Origin of the sequence: Allobranchiibius sp. GilTou73 (genome assembly GCF_021391335.1) — a bacterium.
GTDB lineage: Bacteria > Actinomycetota > Actinomycetes > Actinomycetales > Dermatophilaceae > Allobranchiibius > Allobranchiibius huperziae.
This window is the reverse complement of record NZ_CP090051.1, coordinates 844319-859377: the sequence shown is the minus strand read 5'-3', so window position 1 is coordinate 859377 and position 15059 is coordinate 844319. Positions and strand designations below refer to the sequence as shown.

Below are 15059 nucleotides of genomic sequence, written 5' to 3'. Positions count from 1 at the left end.
ACCGATCAGCGTACGTTGTACACAAGCGCCGCAACCGCATCGCAGTACGATCCACTGACACCACGAAACCCCGCATAGCGCAGGGTTTTCAGGGGCAGAGAGGGGTCAGGAAGTGCGATGAACGATGCACCGACGAGGACCGCCGGCAACCCTCGGAATCGTTTGTCGCTCGAGTTAATCGTGTCTGAAACCGTGGCTCTCATCGATGACCAAGGGATCGCAGCGGCCACGATGCGCACCGTCGCCCGCCGGCTGCGGGTGCAGGCGATGGCGCTGTATAGGTACGTGGATAACCGTGAGGACCTGTTTGACGCGGTCGTGGACCACATCGTCAACGAACTCGACGATGACCCCACCATGAATGAGCCGGTCGCCGTCGTCGGGTGGCGTTCGTACCTGACCAATCTGGCCTGGGGCGTGCGACGCTATGCCCGCTCTCACCCCCACGCGTTCCCGCTGGTGGCCACCCGGCCTCCCGCCGCCCCGTGGATCAACCCGCCGCTGCGGTCCCTGCGCTGGATCGAAGCAATGCTGCAAAACCTTTCCGACGAAGGGTTCGCAGACGAGCAGGTCCTGTTCACCTACCGCTCCTTCAACAGCTTCCTGCTCGGTCACCTCCTGCTGGAGACCAGCGCCATGGTCCTGGATGACCCACAACCAGGCGACGGGTCCTTCCAAACCGGTGATGACACCGGGTCTCACGACCCGGTCGACCCCGCCGATCCCGTCCCCGGTTCCATCAGCCCCACACGAACTACCGCCGACCGCCACGCACTTGCTCACGCCGACACGAACGCCACCAGCGAACTGATCGGTGTCGACGCCGCCGACTACCCCGTCATTCATCGCCTCCGCCAGGGTCTGACCGAAGACCACTTCGAAGAAGAGTTCGCCGCGGGACTGCAGATCCTGCTGGACCGCATCCAGGACGAGCTATCGACCACGACGCAGCCTTCCGCGACGCAGCCTTCCGCGACGCAGACCTAACCGGGCCATCGCCGGTGGCGGGCGAGGTTGCACCACATGACCCTCACACTGCACAGGGCCCAACTCAGGCTTCCTGGCGTCAACTCCGGTGGTGAACTCGTAGATCGTCACGCTGATCAGGTCGCGCGTAGCTGGGCACGTCCCGGACGGAGCGGGCCCTGTCATACCCGAAGTTAGCTGTGAGAGTCGCAATCTAGCCTCGTCTAGCAAATAACCGATAACGGCGATTATGACAAGTTACAGCAGCAATGAGACACGCCTGGCCCTGGCGTGCGTAGCAGCATCGACCGACACTGACGTCTATGAACGCCACGGCTGACCTTGCTGAGCAACTGCTCCAACGCGCCCTCGCCAAGGGCCAGAGCGCGATGCGCTGTGACGACAGCACCGACGTAGACGCACTGCGCAAAGTGGTACGCAAGCTTGCTCTTGACCGCGGAGTGCGTATCCGCACGGGGATGTTGGACCGGGTCCTTGTCGTCATCCGCGTAGATGCAGCCCTGTGGGATCAATCTGCTGCAGTCATGCGCGAGAAGCTAATCGCCCCCAGCGAACCCAACGTCGTCAGCTGAGCATGCCGCGTGCGCAGCCCTGCTGGGACGGCTGCCGCACCCAAACGTCTCGGTCGCGCAAATTTAGGTCGCCGTGTCGATCTGGACTTCGATGCTGCTGTCCTCGCAGCGTCGAGCGTGGACGACGTACTGGCCTGGATGCGCTGTCGAGAGCTCAGTCATGACTCGTTGTTCGAGTCGGCGCAGGGTCTCCGGCTGAAACGATCCGGCGCGTTTGCCGAAGGCGTTCAAGGTGCGGCGGTTGGTCACGCTGAGGGTGACCGTTCGGTCGCCACGATCGATCAAGGATGCGGCGTCGGCTGCGATCTTGGTGGCGGTTTGGCGTCTCTTGGCTCGGCTCATCCGAAGTCGCAGCACGTTGATGTTCGCCGTCACGGGCGCGCTCCCATTGCCTGAAGATCCTTCTGTCGTACCAGTAATGCGGACGTGCACCCACAAACCCTCATGGAGGTGGAAGTGCGCCGGAAAATATCAGCACATCCTGGGCGTATACCCCAGACGCGGAGCCCTCCCCCACCACCACGGTTCGGGTCGATCCCGCGCGGGTGCAAGACCCGATGAAACCGCCTGGTGTGCGCGTAGCAGCCCGCGCTGGGCCCGTGCACCAGGGCCCCTCGCCCGATGGGCGCGATCGCTATCCCGCCTTAATGGGCCTGGTGGTAGGCGTCCTGCAGTGCCTTCGACACGCGGCCGCGGTCGCTGACCTGGTGCCCGTTGGCCCGGCCCCACTCACGGATCTTGTTCAGCAGCTCCGGATCCGTCTTAGATCCCGCAGCACTACCGCCGGGGCTGCGCTTGGACGCGGCGCCGCGAACTTTCCGGGCCGCGCCCACCCAGCTGACGAACGCTTCCCGCAGCTGCGTCGCGTGTTGCTCGTTCACGTCGATCTCGTACGTGACCCCGTCCACGGCGAACTGCACCGTCTCAGCCGCGTCGCTGCCATCAATGTCGTCCTCAAGAATGATCTGAACCCGCTGTGCCAAGAGCAACCCCTCCATCACAAATAATGCCGCTACTAATGGGCTCGGAGTATTTTCCGATGATGTGATCCTGCCACTAGGGACTGAACGCTTCACGACCGCGGGCGGGAATTACCTGCGTGCGCGCCACCTTGACACGTCCACTCCCCCACATCAGCAAGTAGCTAGTTACCCAGGGACCACGTCTGTGAGAGGACCCAGGGCTCCATCAGCCGCTCAACCCCAAGTGATGTAGCGGTGTCACGGTGCCAGCCGGGTCGCGAAAGCACGTGCCGCGATCAAGTCCGTCTCATCAGGATGGTCGGTGCTGACCCCGCCGACCATCTTGAATGGACCCCAGGTCGCGGCCCCTCGGCACGCGAACATCCCGATAACGCGGAACTCCTTGTCCTCCAGAAGGTCGCGGAACCGGCGGAGGTACTGACGGAACGGCGGCTGCGGCAGGGCACTGGTAGCGAAGACGAACGCGTCTTTACCCGGCATCGGCGGCAGCCGCTCGATCTGGTGGACCAAGTCCTGATCGAACCCCAACCAGTAGATGCCTGAGCCGAAACCAATGCGGTCCGCGCGGGCGAGAACTTCCCCGGTCGCCATCGCTGGTGAAATGACGTCAGCGTTCAGGTATGCCGCGATCGTCGTCGCAACACGTCGCGTGTTGCCCTGAGCTGACCGGGAGGAACTGACCAAAATCGTGGCCATCACATTACCGCCTTCGCAGGAAATGGGACCTTCCTCACCGTAGGTTACTCAGCAGTACTTGGGAAGATGGTTTGAGTCGTAATTTTGTACATCTGCCGCAGGGTTCGGTGGCTTGGCCATGGTCGATAGTGACGCCCAATAGCCCAGCTGGGACTATGGACGCCGATGCTTCGACAACCCCGACCCCAGGGCGTGGATAGTCCCTATCGGACCACTCCCCCGGGTGCGTGCAGTTGCTGCTCGCCCACGATTGTCACTGGCCAGGGTTTTCAGCTGGGGCAGGACGCCGGTCCGCCGCCTAGGACGTCCCGCAGATGGTTCATTAACGAGGAGATCAGTCGCGAGACCTGCATCTGAGAAATGCCCAGCCGCTCACCAATCTCCCGTTGCGTGAGGTCTTGGTCAAACCGCAGTTGCACGATCAATCGGTCTCGTGGTGCCAATGTGGCAATGGCCTGGCCCAGCTGTACGGCGGTCAACCGCGCCTCGATGCTGGGCACGGTGCCCAGGTTCAGCCCGTCACCTGCGACGTTGTCGCCTTGGTCGACTACCAAGGCATTCAATGAGGTCGCGGTGTAGCTCGAGGCAATATGACGGGCCTCCTGCACCTGTGCGGTGGTGAGGCCCATCGACTGAGCGATCTGCTCGGTGCTGGGAGATCGACCCAGCTTCTGGGTCAGTTCGTGAACGATGCCGTTGATCTCGTTGTACCGGTCATGCAGCCTCCGTGGCGGTCGTACTGCCCACGCGTGATCGCGCAGGTAGCGTTTCAGCTCCCCGTGGATGGTGATGCTGGCGAATGGGGTGAACCGGGTCCCGTGCTTCGGGTCGAACCGGTCGATCGCCAAGACCAATGCCACTAGCCCCACTTGCCGCAAGTCATCCAGCTCTACGCCGCGGTTCGTGTACCGCCGAGCAATCGAGGTGGCCAGCGCGATGTTCAGCTCAATCGCGTCTGCGCGCAGCAACTCGGCCGACGCGCTGCGCGAAGAAACACGGGCCCGCTCCAGCAATGTGGCGGTGCGCGCATCTCGATCAGCGGACGCAGTCTGTCCTGCGCCGCCAAGTTTCGAGTCATGAATCACGTCTGCAGTATCGCGGTCGGCTCTGACATGCTCTGTCTCCGCGCTTCCGTCCTTGGCGATGGACGACGGTCTAGTCGAGTCCATCGGGCATATAGCCGACGCGGCACCCAATTGACGGCGGACAGCCCGTATCAGGGTTCAAACAACATGCGTCTGTTTGAGTGCTAGATGGTCAACATGTGCCCGCAGTGCAAGTTATGCAGGCGGGACGCCAAGACGCGTGGCGGGTCCCGGCAGCCGGCCCTTCACCTCCGGTAGCTCTCCCCCGGCGCGTTCGCGTGCGGTGGCGATGGCCGCGCGGATGGCACGGGTGATGAACTCACTGCGGGAGCGCACCTGGTTGTGCTCTAGGTCCACCCGCTGGGCGCGGTGCATGGCTTCGACGTCGTCAGTGGGGATGTTGAACGGCCGCGCGAGCGTCTTGCCGTCCCCTTCTGGGACTGGCTCGAGCGCGGCGCGCTCTCGGCCCGCCGTGGTCAGCTGGGCGTAGTCGCGCACGGCTTGGCCGATCCACCGGGCGAAACTGTCCGGGCTTCCCGGGACGCGCTGCAGGTCCGCCACATACGCGCCGCGCGCCAGGGGCAGCAGCGCGTGGTGCGGCCAATAGGTGGCGATGCGCTGGGTGCCCGCCGGTGCTGCCGATGAATGGGTGTTACTCCCCCGCGATGACCGCGGCGCTGCGGTCTGTTCCGCGGCGGCCGGCGCGCTGGTCGCCGGCGTCGCGGTTGCCTCACGGACGGGGGGCGCCGCCGGCGCGGGTGTGAAGTAGCTGGACCCGGCGAGACTACTCTTGCGAGCGGGTGGCCTGGCCATCTCAGATCTCCTTGGTGATCGCGCGGAACAGCTGCTGGTACAGGTCAGCCAGGGGGTACCCGCCGGGCCACTGATCCAGGCCGTACCCGCTGTCGGTGGCGTCTTGGATCGCGGCGCGTTGCGGGATGACGGGGTCCAGCACCGGAAGACCACTGGCCTCCAGCTCCGCCAACCGGTCACGATGACCCACCCGGCGGGAGTCGTACCCGTTGACCACCACTCCCCCGACCTTCAGCTGCGGGTTGTAGTAGCCGCGGATCTCCTCGATCGTGCCCAGCAACGTCGACAGTCCCACACTGGCCAGAAACGCCGGCGCGGTGACGACAATCGCCGACTGGGCAGCGACCAACGCGTTGTGCATCAACGTGTTCAGGTCAGCCAACGGGGACGTCCTGGGCATCCGCGGCGGTGTCGGCCACGACCGTGACGACGTCGGAGGCGATGATGCCCAGCACCTGGGCGAACAGGTCGTCGCGCACCCCGTCGGGTTCGATCTCGGTCTCCAGCGCCAGGCCGTTGCCGAGCGCGAGGACGACGATCGCCAGATCGGCGGACGGCATGGGCAGGGTGACCCCGAACGTCTCCACGAGTCGGTCCAACACCCCGGCCACAGCGTCGCGGACCTCGCGTCGACCCTGTCGCAGGCCTTCGGCCCCGGCCGGATCCCTACGGGTCAAGGCGGCATACTCCGCGAGCAACCGGTGCCAGCCGGCGTCGGCACGCATCTCCTGGGCGAGCACCACACCGACCTGGTGCGCGACCTGTGACGGGGTGAGGTCGACCTCCATCGCCTGCAGGCTCTTGGTGATGCGGTCGGCCGCGTGCTCCTCCATCAGGGTCAGCACCAACTCGTCCTTGGACCGGAAGTTGGAGTAGACCGCACCCTTGGTCAGCCCCGCCGCGGCGGCCACCTGCTCCAGGGAGGTGCCGGCGATGCCGCGCTCGCCGAAGACGACGTACGCCGCGTCGAGCACCTTGCGCCGCGTCTGGGCGCGATACGGGCGGGTGCGCGCCATGCTCGCCCTTTCGCTCGGTGCCGCTCCGCCTGCGGTCGTCGCCGGCAGGTGGGACGGCGGTCAGATCCGCAGGTCGTCCTCGCCCCGGTCCGGGAAGCGGTCCTTCAGGAACCGACCGTGGGTCAGCAACTCCTCACCGCCGGTCAGGGCGACCGACTCCTGGATCTCCTGCAAGCGGTGCTCCAGCAGATCCAGCTGGTCGATCAGCAACTCCAGACCGGTCTTGCCGTCGGCCAGCACAGTGCCCTGGGCGGACCAGGGCGGCAGGGCCAGGTAGCCACGGACCGCCCCGGGCGCGTAGTCGTCGCGGATGCGCTCCACCTCGATCGCGTCGATGCCGGACCCACGGCCCTGCTGGGTCAGGTACTCGCTCGCCGCGCAAGCCCGTTCGCTGATCAGGCGCAGCTTGTCACGGGCCGCCGCGGGCACCCGGTCGTCGAACAGGTACATCGCGAGGCTCGGCGTGGGAGCAGTCTGCGGCGGAACGGCGTCGACCGGTTCCTTGCGCAGATCCACGCGGTGGGGCCTCTCGGCGGTCCAGTCCATCCTCCGGCTCGACGCGCCGAAACCAAGACCGCGACCGCGGCTGCAGCCGAACAGCCTCACGATGGCGATGGCTATCAACCACGCCATGGGTCCTATCACCCAGTGAGCGCCCACTAGCGCAAACGCGACCATGGCAAGGACGCTCACAACCATCCGGCGAACGACCTTGTGAGGCGATGCGAACATCACCGTGGCGAATGCGGCGAGCGAGATTCCGGCGCCTGCGTGTGCCACCCACCCGGCACCCAGCAACGCGAGCGCGCAGAGCACCATGATCACCACGACCGAGCGGCGCACCGTGTTCGGTCGACGACCGAACGCCGTACCGGCGTACATCGCGGTCCCCACCCCTGCTGCGACGTTCACCACGACGAGGCCCGCACCCGTGATCGCGTCCACCATGACCCTCACCTCTCGTGCCCGATGCACCACCGGATTTCCTGATTCGACGGTACGCCGACCGATCGCGCCGCGCGGTGCCGTTTGTCATGTACGCGGGGTGACGTGCGATCGGGAGCGGGCGGGCACACGCCATACGCGCGGGTACTCCCGTGCGGGTGGCATCATCGGCGAATGGCCATCCAGGAAGTCGTGTCCGACCTCGTCGCCAACGTCGCTCAGGTGCAGGTCGAGGTCGGTGAGCACGTCGAGATCGGCCACGAGCTGGTGCTCCTGGAGTCGATGAAGATGGAGATCCCGGTGCTCAGCGAGGTCGCGGGCACCGTTGCGGCGGTTCGGGTCTCGCCGGGGGACGTGGTTCAGGAGGGCGAGATCCTCGTCGTGCTCAGCTGACGCGGGGGCTGAATCCCGCTCTGCTGTGCCCGGGCGGCGTGCATATCGGCAGCGGGAAACTCCGTTGTCGCAGGTGGGTCGGCTCCGTAGCGTTCCCGGGATGAACGGGCGTGCGGTGGTCCTGGGTGGCGGTGGCTCCGTCGGCAACGCGTGGCAGATCGGACTCGTCGCGGGCTTTCTCGAGGCCGGGCTGGATGTGACCCGGGCCGACCTGACGGTGGGGACGTCGGCCGGGTCGACCGCGGCGGCGCAGATCACCAGTGGGGTCCCCCCGACCGAACTGCTGGCCGACATCCGTGCCGCCGCGCGCCGGCCGCAGGCGCCGTCGGTCGGACCCCGGCGCGGCCCTGCCCGGCCCGGGCCGTCCCGGGACCACATGGACAGGACGGACGCCGTCATCGAGGCCGCCACCGACGCGGCCGACATGCGCCGCAGGATGGGCGCGGCCGCCCTTGCGGCAGAACCGGATCCGGCCGACGGAGCGGCGATGCAATGGCGGACCGTCGTCGGCGCTCGGCTGCCGAGTGAGCACTGGCCCGAACGGTGGCTGCGCATCCCCGCGGTCGATGCGCGCACCGGTGAACCCGTCGTGTTCGACCGCGACAGCGGGGTGGACCTGGTGGACGCCGTCGCCGCCAGCACGTCGAACGGCTTCGGTGTCCCGCCGTACCGCATCGGCGATGACCGCTACATCAACGGTGGCTACCGACGCAACGAGAACGCCGACCTGGCGCAGGGGCACGCGCGGGTCCTGGTGCTCTCGCCGTTCGGCGGCAGATCACGGCACCCGTCGGAGTGGGGGATGCACCTTGCCGCGCAGGTCGAGGAGCTGCGGGCCCACGGCAGCAGAGTCGAAACGGTCTTCCCGCATCCCGATTCCGAGCACCTGTTCGGCACGAACGCGATGGATCTCTCGCTGCGCCCGGTGGCGGCGGAAGCCGGGTACGAGCAGGGCAGGCTCCTTGCACCCCGGCTCCTCGACTTCTGGTGCTGAGGAGCGGCGTACCCGTGCCAGCCGCGAGCGCAGCGGTTCTTCGGAGTGGAGTCGCCGCGGTCAGCCGGCCCCGGATGCGAGGTGCGAACGTGCGGCGCGTCCGAGGAGGTACGGCTCGATGACCAGATGGGCCGGCAGGACGACGGGCCAGACGAGGCGGCCCCACCTCGACTCGTAGCGCACCGAGGTCGTGGCGATCAGCTCCGGACCGTCCCTGCGGACGATCTTGACCGCTGTCAGCAGTCGTGAGTCCGCGGTGAGGACCACCTCCTCGTCCGTGGCGCTGCTGATGGCCCAGCCGACGATGGCGCGGTCCGACGCCGCGGGCAGCAGACGAAGCCCCAACACGAGCCGCCAACCGGCTCCGAGGAGCCGGCGTACGGGAGCGGGGGCACCCTCGAACATCGCCCTGGCCAGTTGCTCGCCCGACCGAGGGCCATCCTGCGCCAGCGCCACCGCGAAACCCTGTGCCCAGTCCCCATTCGTCGCCCGATGTCCCGCACCTTCGGCGTCAGCGCCGGTCAGGCGGCGCACTCCCCCGCGCCGGTCGGCCGTTCGTGCCGTCACCATGCCATCGTTGCCCCTCGTCGTGCGATCCGGATCCTGCACATACTCCTCCGCAGATCGAGGTTCCGGGTGGTGATCGGTTGTCGATCCGCGGGGAGGTGCTGCAACGTGATGGAGACAGCAGCGATGACGACGCCGGCCGAGGTGGAGAAGGTCATGTACGAGCGGACGGACCGGTGACCGCCGGGTCTTCGGCGGTCGCTGCCGTCGAGGATGCGTATCGGCAGGAGTGGGCGAAGGTGGTGGCGACCACCCTGAGGGTCGTGCGTGACCTGCAGATCGCGGAGGACTGCGTGCAGGAGGCGTTCACCTCCGCCCTGCTGAAGTGGCCCGACGAAGGTGTGCCCGACCGTCCCGGCGCCTGGCTGACGACGGTGGCGGTGCGCAACGCGCTGCAGGTGCACCGACGTAACGCGACCCTGGCGAGGAAGTTGCCGCACCTGCACACGGACGCTCAGGACGTACCCGTCGACCCCGCGGCCGGCACGGCGTTCGTCCAGCTGCCCGACGACCGGCTCCGCCTGATGTTCACCTGCTGCCACCCCGCGCTGTCACCCGAGGCCCGGGTGGCTCTCACCCCTCCGCCTCGTGTGCGGCCTGACCTCCGGCGAGGTTGCCAAGGCCTTCCTCGTGACGCAGCCGACGATGCAGGCACGCATCACGCGGGCCAAGAAGAAGATCGCCGATGCCGGCATCGCGTACCGGACACCCGAGCCGCACGAGTTCGACGAACGCCTGAGCTCGGTGCTCGACACGGTGCACCTGGTCTTCAACGAGGGCCACCTGCCCGCCTCCGGTGACCGGCTGACTCGCGTCGATCTGATCGACGCGGCTCTGCAGCTGGCCCGCATGCTGCACGAACTCCTGCCCCGCAGTGCGGAGACCACCTCGCTGCTCGCGCTCCTGCTGCTCACCGAGGCTCGGCGCGACGCACGGACCGATGCCGAGGGGTCGGCCATCGACATGGAACGTCAGGACCGGTCGCTCTGGGACCAGGCCCGGATCGGGGAGGGCCTGCGGCTGCTGGCGTCGGCGGCGGGTCAGCGCGACTGCGGTCGCTACACCGTGATGGCCTCTCTCGCAGCGGTGCACGACACGTCACCGAGTTGGGCGGCGACCGATTGGCCACAGATGGTCGGCCTCTACGACGTGCTGCAGCAGCACTGGCCAACCCCGGTCGTCGCACTCGCGCGTGCGGTGGCCGTCAGCTTCGCGTCCGGACCCGACACGGGTCTGGCGGCACTCGAACCGTTGCTGGCGGATCCGGCATTGGCCACCTACACCTACCTGCCCGCCGCCCGGGCCGACATGCTGCGACGCCTGGGTCGCTTCGAGGAAGCCGCTGCCGGCTACCGCGAGGCCATGCTGCTGACCGCGAACGACGTCGAGGCGCGTTTCTTCCAGGAGCGGATCGACGGACTGCCCCCCGTGCACTGATCGGGTCGAAGACGGTCTCCCGCCGGTGTCGATCCGGGGGCCGCCGAGCATCGACCCCATGACCGATCCGTTCACACACGAAGGACGTGCCCCGCATGAAGTACCTGATGATGGTCGTCGTCGACGGCGACCCGGACACCTCGGACGCCCCGGAAACGGGTATCGACGACTGGTTCGCGCAGGTGAACGGTCGCGGCCAGTGGGTCATGGGCGAGCGGCTGCGCCCACCCTCGACCGCGAAGCTGGTGCGCGTGCGCGACGGGGAGACGATGGTCACCGACGAGACGTTCGCCGAGACCAAGGAGTGGCTCGCCGGCTTCGACATCCTCGACTGCGCCACCCTGGACGACGCCGTCGAGGCCGCGGCCGCGCACCCGATGGCGCGCGGTGGACGCATCGAGTTGCGCGAGTTCTGGCCACTGGAGGACGACGGGTCCTAGCCGTCCGCGAGTCGCGACGCTCACCGCACCCGGTCCCAACGCTCCCACCCCGGTGGTCTCGTCAGCTCCCCGTGCCGCGCCCGGCGAACGCATTCGTCAATCTCACGCGCACTGCGCGGCTTCCACCCGTCCGCTCTACGCGCCGCCCGGGCGGTCCACGCCCGGGCGGCGGTCTCCCACCACACCTGGTTGAACATGACTCCTCCATCCCGCGCCCCGGCCGATCTCCGTGCGGAGACCGCCGACCACGCTCAATCCGGTCCGTGATCTGTTCAGAGGCAGGGGTTTTCGCCTCCATCACGACGTGTCACGGCCAGGCTGCGGATCGACAGGGGGACCGGGGGCGAGTCGACTCCGGCGCATCACCGCGTACGACGGCCTGCGGGAGTCAGAGGCAGGACGCGGCGCCGTAGCATCAGGGATGGCCGACCTCGAAGACGCGGAACGGCCGACCATGTGCGATCGAGGGCCTACCCAGGAGGACGCGGTGGACATCTGCGAACTGATCCTGTCCGACCACCACGAGCAGCGGCGGATGTTCGCGATGCTCGACGACGTGGACCCGGCGGACACCGCGACCCTCGGCGTCCTCTGGACCCGGCTCGCGGCGATGCTCGAGGTGCACGCCCAGGCCGAGGAGATCTACTTCTATCCCGAGCTGCTCAAACTCGGCGAGCGCCTACGCGACGCCAGCGAGGTGGCCGAGACCAAGGACGCGATCGGCGACCACAACGACATCCGCGACGGCATCCTGGCCGCACGGGATGCCGCGGCCGGCTCCAAGGAGTGGTGGAAGGGCGTCAACGACGCCCGTGAGGCCAACGACGAGCACATGGGCGAGGAGGAGCACGAGGGCCTCAAGGACTTCCGGATGCACGTGGACCTGCAGACCCGGCACGACATCGCGGTGCGGTTCGCGGCGTACGAGGCCGAGAACGTCACCGGTGTGCCGGTCGTCGACAAGGACCCGCAGGACTACGTCGACGAGAACAGCTGACGCCGGTTCCTGACGCCGATCGCCGTCCGCTCGGCCCTCGGGCGGTGGTCGCCGTGGTCAGACACGGGAGGCGCGCTCGCGAAGGAGCGCACCGGTGGGCAACGTCTGCAGGATCGTCGCCGCGATCGTGGGCGCGTCCGACACGCTCGTGACGACGTGACGCGCGTCCACCCGGGCATCGGCGAACTCGCCGTACATGTGTGCTGCGGCGTCCAGGTCGGCGAATCCGTGCCCGACCCGGCTCCGGACCCGGTCGAGGCACAGGTGTCGCGGCGGGAGGAGCACGACGTAGTCCAGAGCGTCAAGGCCGGTCGCGGCGAGGAAGGTATCGACAGACCACAGCCCGACGACGCCGTCGTAGACCACGGAGTACCCGCCCCGCACGTACCGCCCGGCCGCAGATGCCGCAGCCTCGAGCACCACGTCGTTCTGCCGGCGGGCCGCAGCCTCCCACGGTGGCACGAAACCGCGATCGAGGAACGCGAAGAAGGCATCACCCGCTATCGCGGCGCTGCGCTCGAAACCACCTGACAGCAGAGCAGTGACCGTGCTCTTGCCGGCGCCGGGCGGCCCCGTCACCACGACCAGTCTGGCCGCGTCGCCCGCGATATCCGCTCGGGCGTTCATCGATTCGGCGACCGGGTCGGTCAGCGGACGACGGACCGCACGACGGGCCGCCGACGTCCGGGGTGCATCGCGCGGGCCCGCTCGTAGAGCTCTGTCTCGGCCCGCACCGCGTCCTCGGGACAGACCCGGGGCGGCAGCGTCGCGGCGTTCACACGCAACCGGTACAGCTCGTCCGGCCGACCGATCAGCGTCGCGAGTGCGTCGGCCATCCCGGCGCCGTCAGCGACCAGGACGCCGTCCACGCCGTCGGTGATGAAGTCCGACAGTCCGTTGGGGCGGTAGCCGATGACGGGCAGCCCCGCGGAGCGCGCCTCGAGCGCGGCGATGCCGAACGCTTCCTGTCGCGAGGAGGCGACGAAGAGGTCGCTCTCGTGGAAGACGTCCTTGATGTCGCCGGAGGGGTGGTAGCCGAGGAAGTGGACCCAGTCGGACAGGCCCAACCGCTCCACCTGCGCGAGCAGGTCCTTGCGACGGGGTCCGTCGCCGAGGATGCTCACCTTCACCCGGGTGCCGGGCGGGACCTGCTTGCGGGCCTCGGCGAGCGCGTCCAGGAACTCATCGACGTGTTTGCGTTTCTTCAACCGGCCGACCAGCACGAGGCGGACCTCGCGCTGCGGGGTCTCCTTCGCCGGCACCGGTCGCGGGTTCACCCACCACGGTGTGTCGACCAGGTTGGGCAGCACCGAGACCTCGTCGACCGACAGCAGTGTGCGCTGCACGTGCTCGGCGGCCACCGTGCTCACGGCCGACCAGGCCGCCCGCATCCGTCCCCACCCGAACGGCAGGGTCGACACGCGCGTGGCGATGGCGACCTTCCACCACAGGGAGTGCACGGTGATCGCCACCGGGATCCCGCGACGGGACGCCTCGCGCGTCACGAAGGTCGCGAGGGGCGAGACCACGGTGAAGTGCGCGTGCACGATGTCGACCTGCGGGCCGTCCAGAAGGTCGGCGACCATCGCATGGTTGCGCCACGGGAAGGCGACGGTCAGCCACCGGCCCTCGGCGGCGCGCGCCACCGTCAGGTCCCGGTCGACCGCTCCCTGCTCGGCGACCGCGGTGATCACGGTGACGTCGTGACCTTCGGCCGTCTGACGACGCGCGAGTGTCTCGACCTGACGTTCGATCCCGCCGACGTCGGGCGGGAAGGAGTCGGCGACGTGGATGATTCTCACTGGGAAACCTCGGACATGGTGTGCGCTGTGGTGATGGCGCCGAGGCGCACGGGCAGCGACTGCACGCCGTACACGATCGACAGGTCGTGGAAGTTCAGGCTGCCGGCCTCGGCGGCGAGCACGGCGTCCGGGAAACGACGGACGAACGCCCGGAACGCCACGCGCATCTCCATCCGCGCGAGTTCGGCGCCGACGCACCGGTGGATACCGCGTCCGAAGGCGAGGTGGGACTGGCGCTGGCGGTCGGTGCTGAACATCTCCGAGTCCGCCCCGAACGACGCGTCCCGGTTGGCCCCGCTGAGCGAGCAGATCACCACGTCGCCCTTCGCGACGTCGTGCCCGAACAGGTCCATGTCCTCCAACGCGAACCGGGGAAACGCGATCTGCACCACGCTCAGGTAGCGCAGCAACTCCTCGATCAGCCTGTCCAGGCCGGCGTCGTCGCGGGCGAGGGCCGCTGCGTCCGGTCGCCGCAGGATCACCAGGGCGCCGAGGGCCAGCATGCTCGCGGAGGTCTCGTACCCGCCGGTGAAGACGCCGTCGCAGAGGCCCGCCAGGGCGACGTCGTCGATCTGATCACCGTGGGTACGGATCATGTTGCCGATGAGACCGGGCCCGGGCGCCACCCGTTGCCGACGCACCTCGTCCAGCAGGAACTCCTGGGTGTCGGACATCGCGCCGAACGTGCCCTGGCCACCGCCGTTGACGTCGAAACGCGTACGACCGAGCTCGCGGAACCGTTCACGCTCCTCGACCGGAAGTCCCAGCAGTTCGCAGATGATCGCGAACGGCACCGGGAAGGCGAAGTCGGATACGAGGTCGACCACGCCGTCCTGCGCCTCGAGCCGATCGAGCTGCTCCTGCACGATCCGTTCGACGTTCGGCAGGAACGCGGCGATCCGGCGCCCGGTGAACTCCGGGGTGAGCATCTTGCGCAGGCGGGTGTGCTCGGGAGCATCGGTGAAGCCGAGGCCACCGATGTCGGTGGAGGAACCGGCGCCCATGAACGGACGGATGTCGGTGCTGTAGCTGTCACGGTCGTCCAGGACCCGTCGGGTCTCTTCGTACCCGGTCACGAGCCACAATGTGATGCCGAAGACCCGACCGAACCTGGTGACCGGCTCCGCGACGCGCTGCTGGGCGAGCTGCGGCATCGGGTCCAGACCCTCGCGCCGCAGCGGCATCAAGAACTTCTTCGGCAGCACCGTGACGGCGGAGAGGCCGAACCGCCGGGACGCGGACGTCCTCAGCACTTTGCGAGCGACCGTACGTCGCAGCCACCCGGGCACCAAGAAACTATTCTCCCATTCGGCGTCTCGTGCGCTCGCCGGT

Annotated in this window: 19 protein-coding genes and 1 pseudogene; 8 read left to right on the top strand and 12 right to left on the bottom strand. The window is 67.9% G+C overall.

Annotated features, from left to right (window positions below):
- The first annotated feature begins 117 nt into the window (after positions 1–117).
- Positions 118–987: a TetR/AcrR family transcriptional regulator gene (locus LVQ62_RS04255; RefSeq protein ID WP_233765528.1), complete on the top strand. Its 870-nt coding sequence runs from the start codon at positions 118–120 to the stop codon at positions 985–987.
- A 302-nt stretch (positions 988–1289) separates the two neighbouring features.
- Positions 1290–1559 (top strand): hypothetical protein, encoded by a 270-nt coding sequence (locus tag LVQ62_RS04250; protein WP_233765522.1) that lies wholly within the window; start codon positions 1290–1292, stop codon positions 1557–1559.
- A gap of 63 nt (positions 1560–1622) precedes the next feature.
- Here LVQ62_RS04250 and LVQ62_RS04245 read toward each other — a convergent pair whose 3' ends face one another.
- From LVQ62_RS04245 to LVQ62_RS04210, 8 genes are all read right to left on the bottom strand, one after another.
- Entirely contained in the window at positions 1623–1934 is a 312-nt protein-coding gene (locus LVQ62_RS04245; RefSeq protein ID WP_233765519.1) for a hypothetical protein, read from the bottom strand.
- A gap of 269 nt (positions 1935–2203) precedes the next feature.
- A complete protein-coding gene (locus tag LVQ62_RS04240; RefSeq protein ID WP_370639667.1) occupies positions 2204–2557 on the bottom strand; it encodes an Lsr2 family protein in 354 nt (117 codons plus the stop codon).
- A 222-nt stretch (positions 2558–2779) separates the two neighbouring features.
- Entirely contained in the window at positions 2780–3238 is a 459-nt protein-coding gene (locus tag LVQ62_RS04235) for a flavodoxin (protein ID WP_233765515.1), read from the bottom strand.
- A gap of 269 nt (positions 3239–3507) precedes the next feature.
- The gene (locus LVQ62_RS04230; protein ID WP_233765514.1) at positions 3508–4323 is read right to left on the bottom strand and encodes a sigma-70 family RNA polymerase sigma factor; all 816 of its coding nucleotides are present in this window, start codon (positions 4321–4323) and stop codon (positions 3508–3510) included.
- 195 nt (positions 4324–4518) lie between these two features.
- Positions 4519–5136, bottom strand: a complete 618-nt coding sequence (locus tag LVQ62_RS04225; protein WP_233765513.1) for a hypothetical protein — start codon at positions 5134–5136, stop codon at positions 4519–4521.
- Position 5137: 1 nt separating this feature from the next.
- On the bottom strand, positions 5138–5518 hold the full coding sequence (locus LVQ62_RS04220; RefSeq protein WP_233765512.1) for a ParA family protein: 381 nt from the start codon (positions 5516–5518) through the stop codon (positions 5138–5140).
- Positions 5511–6152, bottom strand: a complete 642-nt coding sequence (locus tag LVQ62_RS04215; RefSeq protein WP_233765511.1) for a TetR/AcrR family transcriptional regulator — start codon at positions 6150–6152, stop codon at positions 5511–5513. The genes LVQ62_RS04220 and LVQ62_RS04215 overlap by 8 nt, the downstream gene beginning before the upstream one ends.
- Before the next feature lie 60 nt (positions 6153–6212).
- Positions 6213–7100: a hypothetical protein gene (locus LVQ62_RS04210; protein ID WP_233765510.1), complete on the bottom strand. Its 888-nt coding sequence runs from the start codon at positions 7098–7100 to the stop codon at positions 6213–6215.
- 171 nt (positions 7101–7271) lie between these two features.
- Here LVQ62_RS04210 and LVQ62_RS04205 point away from each other — a divergent pair, with 171 nt between their 5' ends.
- A complete protein-coding gene (locus LVQ62_RS04205) occupies positions 7272–7490 on the top strand; it encodes a biotin/lipoyl-binding carrier protein (RefSeq protein ID WP_179483365.1) in 219 nt (72 codons plus the stop codon).
- Between the two features lie 100 nt (positions 7491–7590).
- Positions 7591–8484, top strand: coding sequence for a patatin-like phospholipase family protein (locus LVQ62_RS04200; protein WP_233765509.1), 894 nt, complete (start codon positions 7591–7593; stop codon positions 8482–8484).
- Between the two features lie 60 nt (positions 8485–8544).
- Here the strand turns inward: LVQ62_RS04200 and LVQ62_RS04195 are convergent, their stop codons facing one another.
- A complete protein-coding gene (locus LVQ62_RS04195) occupies positions 8545–9054 on the bottom strand; it encodes a DUF2867 domain-containing protein (RefSeq protein ID WP_233765508.1) in 510 nt (169 codons plus the stop codon).
- Between LVQ62_RS04195 and LVQ62_RS17715 the strand changes: the two are divergent.
- The 4 genes and pseudogenes from LVQ62_RS17715 to LVQ62_RS04175 form a co-directional block, all read left to right on the top strand.
- Positions 8952–9407 (top strand): annotated as a pseudogene (locus LVQ62_RS17715) (hypothetical protein); the annotation flags it as partial. The gene LVQ62_RS04195 and the pseudogene LVQ62_RS17715 overlap by 103 nt on opposite strands.
- 274 nt (positions 9408–9681) lie before the next feature.
- Positions 9682–10488 (top strand): RNA polymerase sigma factor, encoded by an 807-nt coding sequence (locus LVQ62_RS04185; RefSeq protein WP_233767933.1) that lies wholly within the window; start codon positions 9682–9684, stop codon positions 10486–10488.
- A gap of 95 nt (positions 10489–10583) precedes the next feature.
- Positions 10584–10928 (top strand): YciI family protein, encoded by a 345-nt coding sequence (locus LVQ62_RS04180; protein WP_233765507.1) that lies wholly within the window; start codon positions 10584–10586, stop codon positions 10926–10928.
- Positions 10929–11349: 421 nt separating this feature from the next.
- A complete protein-coding gene (locus LVQ62_RS04175; RefSeq protein ID WP_208052791.1) occupies positions 11350–11925 on the top strand; it encodes a hemerythrin domain-containing protein in 576 nt (191 codons plus the stop codon).
- 57 nt (positions 11926–11982) lie between these two features.
- Here the strand turns inward: LVQ62_RS04175 and LVQ62_RS04170 are convergent, their stop codons facing one another.
- From LVQ62_RS04170 to LVQ62_RS04160, 3 genes are all read right to left on the bottom strand, one after another.
- A complete protein-coding gene (locus tag LVQ62_RS04170) occupies positions 11983–12504 on the bottom strand; it encodes an AAA family ATPase (RefSeq protein ID WP_233765506.1) in 522 nt (173 codons plus the stop codon).
- Positions 12505–12572: 68 nt separating this feature from the next.
- Positions 12573–13727, bottom strand: a complete 1155-nt coding sequence (locus LVQ62_RS04165; protein ID WP_233765505.1) for a glycosyltransferase family 4 protein — start codon at positions 13725–13727, stop codon at positions 12573–12575.
- On the bottom strand, positions 13724–14980 hold the full coding sequence (locus tag LVQ62_RS04160) for a cytochrome P450 (protein WP_233765504.1): 1257 nt from the start codon (positions 14978–14980) through the stop codon (positions 13724–13726). The genes LVQ62_RS04165 and LVQ62_RS04160 overlap by 4 nt, the downstream gene beginning before the upstream one ends.
- Positions 14981–15059: the final 79 nt, after the last annotated feature.